This window comes from Frankia sp. CoWAU3, assembly GCF_977971855.1.
Genome location: NZ_CDWWXB010000022.1, coordinates 18,812 through 23,301 on the forward strand (window position 1 = coordinate 18,812; position 4,490 = coordinate 23,301).

At 71.7% G+C, this 4,490-nt stretch carries 3 protein-coding genes; all 3 read left to right on the forward strand.

The genetic code is table 11. The features are described 5' to 3' along the window. Positions 1-731: PH-like domain-containing protein (locus AC08ON_RS04175; protein ID WP_476616490.1), on the forward strand; the 731-nt coding region annotated here is incomplete at its 5' end. A gap of 35 nt (positions 732-766) precedes the next feature. Beyond that, the gene (gene carA / locus AC08ON_RS04180; protein WP_476606509.1) at positions 767-1,987 is read left to right on the forward strand and encodes a glutamine-hydrolyzing carbamoyl-phosphate synthase small subunit; all 1,221 of its coding nucleotides are present in this window, start codon (positions 767-769) and stop codon (positions 1,985-1,987) included. Continuing rightward, positions 1,974-4,490: carbamoyl-phosphate synthase large subunit (gene carB / locus AC08ON_RS04185; protein ID WP_476616491.1), on the forward strand; the 2,517-nt coding region annotated here is incomplete at its 3' end. The genes carA and carB, both read left to right, overlap by 14 nt.

The following is a 4,490-nucleotide window of genomic DNA, read 5'->3' on the forward strand; positions in this document are numbered from 1 at the left end:
CCGGCGGCTACGTCAGCGTGTACGAGACCGGGGTGCGGGTGGACCGCCCCGGCGAGGCGTTCTGGATCCCGCGCGAGGCCGTCCGCGGTGCCCGGCTGGAGCGGGCGCACGCCGGCAAGGTCTCCGCCCCCGGGCGTCTGATCGTCATCGCGTGGTCGTTCGGCGGGCACGAGCTGGAGACCGGTTTCCGCGGCGAGGACCGTGCCCGCCAGCCCAAGGTGGTGCGCGCCGTCCACGACCTGATCGGTCCCCCGCCCGCGCATCTGGCACCGGGCGACGTCACCTCGCCGCACGCGGTACCGCGGATCCGCCCGCGGATCCGGCCCCGGGCCGTCGCGCCCGGCCCCGGGCCGGTGGGCCGGTCCGGGCAGCGGCCGGGTTCCGGACAACCGACCGAGGAGATGCCGGCGATCCGGACCGGCCCTCGGCTGCGTTCCCGGGGGGAGCGGGCCCAGGCCCGCGGCGAGCGGGCGGTGCCCGCCGACCGGCGGCTCTACGCGGAGCGGTGGCGCTCGGACCAGCGACTCCCCGATCGGCGACACCCGGATGAGGGTCACCCCGACCCGCGCCATCCCGACCCGCGCCATCCCGATCAGTGGCCGGCGGATCCGGAATCGGACCCCGGGTGGGTGGACCCGGGACAGCTTGATCAGTCTGACCCCGGCTGGTCGTCGGTCGACCCGTTGACCTCACCGCTCGGTGAGGTCAACAGGCTGAAGGAGGATCGGTGAGCACTCCCACCACGACGCCGACGCGAGCGGTCCTGATGCTGGAGGACGGTCGCAGCTTCGTCGGCGAGGCGTACGGGGCGATCGGCGAGACCTTCGGCGAGGCCGTGTTCTCCACCGGGATGACCGGCTACCAGGAGACGCTGAGCGATCCGTCGTTCCACGGCCAAGTCGTCATCATGACCGCCCCGCACATCGGCAACACCGGCGTCAACGACGAGGACTACGAGTCCGAGCGGATCCAGGTCGCCGGGTTCGTCGTGCGTGACCCCGCCCGGCGGGCCTCCAACTGGCGCGCCCGGGGCACGCTCGACGACGAGCTGGCCGCGGCCGGTGTGGTGGGGATCAGCGGGATCGACACCCGGGCGCTGACCCGTCACCTGCGTGAGCTCGGCTCGATGCGGTGCGGGATCAGCAGCGTGCTCGACGCCGACGCCGACGCCGACGGTGGCCCGGTCGGCCCGGGCCCGGGTTCCGGCGCGGACGGCGAGCGGGCGGCGGCGCTCGGCGCCCTGCTCGACCGGGTCCGCGCCTCCCCGGAGATGCTCGGCGCGGATCTCGCGCCCCGGGTCTCCACCCCTACCCCCTATGTGGTGGAGGCGGTGGCGGACGCCGCGCTGTTCAAGGTCGCCGCGCTCGATCTCGGCATCAAGCGCGCGATGCCGGCCGCCATGGCCGCGCTGGGCTGCGAGGTGCATGTGCTGCCGGCCCGCACCACCGGCGAACAGCTGCTGGCGCTGGAACCGGACGGGGTGTTCCTGTCGAACGGTCCCGGCGATCCGGCGGCGGCGGACTATGCGGTTGACGCGCTGCGGACGGTGCTGCGGGCCGGTGTCCCGGTGTTCGGGATCTGTTTCGGGCACCAGCTGCTGGCCCGCGCTCTTGGCTTCGAGACGTACAAGCTCACCTACGGCCACCGCGGCGTGAACCAGCCGGTCGGGGATATGGCGACCGGGCGGATCGCGGTCACCAGCCAGAACCACGGCTTCGCCGTGCGGGCGCCGCTCACCGGGGTGACCGACACCCCGTTCGGCCGGGTGGCGGTCAGCCACCGCGGCCTCAACGACAACGTCGTCGAGGGATTGGAGTGTCTGGACGTGCCGGCCTTCAGCGTGCAGTTCCATCCGGAGGCCGCGCCGGGGCCGCATGATGCCTCGCCGTTGTTCGAGCGGTTCCGCGCTTTGATGGCGGACACCCGGGAGGGTGGCCGGGAGCGGAGTGAGCGATCTGTGCGGGAGGCCGGTCATGCCGAAGCATGAGGATCTGAGCAGTGTCCTGGTCCTCGGCTCCGGGCCGATCGTGATCGGCCAGGCGTGCGAGTTCGACTACTCGGGTACCCAGGCCTGCCGGGTGCTGCGCGCGGAGGGCCTGCGGGTCATCCTGGTCAACAGCAACCCGGCGACGATCATGACCGATCCGGAGATCGCGGACGCGACCTACGTCGAGCCGATCACCTCGGACATCGTCGCGAAGATCATCGAACGGGAGCGGCCCGACGCGATCCTGGCCACCATGGGTGGCCAGACCGCGCTGAACACCGCTGTCGCCCTGCACGACGCCGGTGTTCTGGACCGCTTCGAGGTCCGTCTGATCGGCGCGAATATCGACGCGATCCGCGCCGGGGAGGACCGTCAGGCGTTCAAGGACATCGTCGCCGCGGTCGGCGGCGAGACCGCGCGCAGCGCCATCTGCCACACCGTCGCCGAGTGCCTGACCGCCGGGGAGGAGTTCTCCTACCCGGTGGTCGTGCGACCCAGCTTCACCCTCGGCGGCGCCGGCAGCGGCTTCGCCCATGATTCCGGCGAGTTGCGCCGGATGGCGGCGGACGGACTGGCCGCGAGCCCGTCGACCGAGGTGCTGGTGGAGGAGTCGGTCCTCGGCTGGAAGGAGTACGAGCTCGAGCTGATGCGCGACCGCGCGGACAACGTGGTCGTGGTCTGCTCGATCGAGAACGTCGACCCGATGGGGGTGCACACCGGCGACTCGATCACGGTGGCGCCGGCGATGACCCTGACCGACCGCGAGTACCAGCGCATGCGGGACATGGCGATCGCGGTGATGCGGGCCGTCGGCGTCGACGCCGGCGGCTGCAACATCCAGTTCGCCGTCGACCCTGCGACGGGCCGGCAGGTGGTCATCGAGATGAACCCCCGGGTGTCGCGGTCCTCGGCGCTGGCGTCGAAGGCGACCGGCTTCCCGATCGCGAAGATCTCGGCGAAGCTCGCGCTCGGATACACCCTTGACGAGATCCCCAACGACATCACCCGCACCACGCCCGCGGCCTTCGAGCCGGCGCTGGACTACGTCGTGGTGAAGGTGCCGCGGTTCGCGTTCGAGAAGTTCCCCGGTGCCGACCCGACGCTCACGACGACGATGAAGTCCGTCGGCGAGGCGATGGGGGTTGGCCGCAGCTTCGCCGAGGCGCTGCAGAAGGCGCTGCGCTCGATGGAGGCCCCGGGCTCGGTGTTCTCCTTCGTCCCGCCCGAGGCGGACGCCGCCGACCTGCTGGAAGCCGCGCGGGTTCCCCACGACGGCCGGTTGCGTGCCGTCCAGCAGGCGCTGCTCGCCGGCGCGGATCCCGACGAGGTCACCCGGGTCACCGGGATCGACCCGTGGTTCGTCGACCAGCTCGTCTTCCTCAACGAGACCGCGGCGATGATCAGCCGCAATCCGGCGGGCATCCGGCGGGCCAAGCGAGCCGGGTTCTCCGACGTCCAGCTCGCCGAGATCCTCGGCACCTCCGAGGACGTGGTCCGGGCGTTCCGCCACCGCACCGGCATCCGGCCGGTGTTCAAGACCGTCGACACCTGCGCGGCGGAGTTCGCCTCCGAGACCCCGTACCACTACTCCGCCTACGACGCCGAGACCGAGGTCGCGCCGAGCGAACGGCCGCGGGTGATCGTGCTCGGCAGCGGGCCCAACCGCATCGGCCAGGGCATCGAGTTCGACTACGCCTGTTGTCATGCGGTGATGGCGCTTTCCGACGCCGGCTATGAGACCGTCATGGTCAACTGCAACCCGGAGACGGTGTCCACCGATTACGACACCGCCGACCGGCTCTACGTCGAGCCGTTGACGGTCGAGGACGTGCTTGAGGTCGTCCACGCCGAGCAGCAGGCCGGGCCGCTCGCCGGGGTAATCGTCCAGCTTGGCGGGCAGACCCCCCTCGGTATCGCCGCGGCGCTCGCCGAGGCGGGCGTGCCCGTCGTGGGCACCCCGCCCAAGGCGATCCATCTGGCCGAGGACCGTGGGCTGTTCGGGCGTGTGCTGGCCCGGGCGGGCCAGCACACGCCGCCGCACGGGGTGGCGACCTCCTTCGCCGAGGCGCGCACGGTGGCCGAGCGGATCGGGTACCCGGTGCTGGTGCGGCCGTCCTACGTGCTCGGCGGGCGTGGCATGGAGATCGTCTACGACGACACGATGCTGCGCGACTACATCGATCGGGCCACCGCCATCTCCCCGGAACATCCGGTGCTCGTCGACCGGTTCCTCGACGACGCGGCGGAGATCGACGTCGACGCCCTCTACGACGGGGAGACGCTCTACCTCGCCGGGGTGATGGAGCACATCGAGGAGGCCGGGGTCCACTCGGGCGACTCGGCCTGCGCCCTGCCGCCGATCACGCTGGGCCGTTCGGAGCTCGACCGTATCCGGACGTCCACCGAGGCGATCGCGAAGGGCGTCGGGGTGCGGGGTCTGCTCAACGTCCAGTACGCCCTGCAGTCCGATGTGCTCTACGTCCTGGAGGCCAATCCCCGGGCG

Coding starts and splice junctions, on each gene's coding strand:
- carA (WP_476606509.1), top strand. CDS start 767: ATGCTGGAGGACGGTCGCAGCTTCGTCGGCGAGGCGTACGGGGCGATC.